This is a genomic window from Microbacterium sp. ISL-103 (assembly GCF_018613995.1).
Classification (GTDB): domain Bacteria; phylum Actinomycetota; class Actinomycetes; order Actinomycetales; family Microbacteriaceae; genus Microbacterium.
The window spans coordinates 1-1147 of sequence record NZ_JAGGPD010000442.1 but is presented as its reverse complement, the minus strand read 5'-3'; the positions used below and the strand labels follow the sequence as shown (position 1 = coordinate 1147).

2 protein-coding genes are annotated in these 1147 nt (G+C 69.6%); both read right to left on the bottom strand.

Annotated features, from left to right (window positions below):
• The coding region (locus tag J7E68_RS15375) for an isochorismatase family protein (protein ID WP_215174045.1) at positions 1–477 on the bottom strand (477 nt) is incomplete at its 3' end.
• 5 nt (positions 478–482) lie between these two features.
• Positions 483–1046: an alpha/beta hydrolase gene (locus tag J7E68_RS15370; RefSeq protein WP_215174043.1), complete on the bottom strand. Its 564-nt coding sequence runs from the start codon at positions 1044–1046 to the stop codon at positions 483–485.
• Positions 1047–1147 lie beyond the last annotated feature (101 nt).

The window sequence follows — 1147 nt, the reverse complement described above, 5'->3', positions numbered from 1 at the left end:
CGAGAAGTACATGTTCGTGTGCGCGACGATCTGCTCCCCTGAGATGGGAACACCGCCCCACTCCGTGTCGCTGGTGGTGTGGGCGTCGCTCACCAGAGTGACGTCGTATCCCTCAGCCGCGGCCCGCTGCATCGTGGTGCGCACGCAGAAGTCCGACTGGGCGCCGGCGATAATCAGGCGGGTTGCTCCGAGTTCGTCGAGAGTCTCTCGCAGCGTCGTGTCGGCGAAGGAGTCGCGGTAGCTCTTGTGCACGAGAGGCTCGCCGTCAGCGCGGTGGAGCGGTGCGGCCAGCTCCCACTCCGGGGTGCCGAGCCCCACGGGGTCGTGGTGCACCCAGACGACGGGCACATCGGAGGCGCGTGCTCGATCGACGAGGGCGGCGGCGCGGGCGAGCACGCCGTGCTCGTCGAAGCATCCGGGTGTCACCCCGGCCTGCAGATCGATCACGACGACGACCGTGCGGCCGCGCGCTGCCATCGGGGTCAGTCCCAGTCCAGGTATTCCTCGATGATCACGCCGGTCTCGATCGGGTGATGCATCGGGAACAGGTGGTCTCCGGCGAGGGTCTTGATGCTCGAGCGATCCGGCATCGTGGCCTGCAGCGCCTCGGCGTTCGCGGCCGGGGTGTCGGTGTCTTCGGTGCCCTGGACGATCAGCACGGGAATCGCCGGCGCGACCGCGATGTCGACGTCCTCGACTCCGAGCAGCAGCAGGCCGTTGGCCCGGTCGGCGTGTGCGGCCACGAGAGCGCGTGCGATCGTGCCCCCGAAGCCGTGACCGCCGATCCAGGTGTCTTCGATTCCGACGTGGTCGATCACCGCGACGACGTCTTCGACGCGCTCGTCCAGCGTCGCGTCGCCGCCGGCGCGGTGCCCGACCCGCAGCACGTGGAAGCCCGCCTCTTCGGCGAGGTAGTGGGCGGCGACGCCGAGCACGTCGGCGGCGAGCCCCTGCTCCTGGATCAGCACCAGCTTGACCGGCCCGTCTCCCTCATCCACGAACGGGATGGCGCGGCCCTCGGGCTCGAAGATCTGGGTGTCGGTCATGCGCGCGCGGCTCCTCGTTCGGCGTTCAGGGATCGCCTTCCAGCGTAGCCTGACCTCACTCGTCGCCCGACGCGCGCTCTTCCACCAGACTGGGCCCGTGG

Bases quoted from the DNA above. Each gene is read 5' to 3' on its own strand.
- J7E68_RS15370 (WP_215174043.1), bottom strand. From the start codon at position 1,046: ATGACCGACACCCAGATCTTCGAGCCCGAGGGCCGCGCCATCCCGTTC.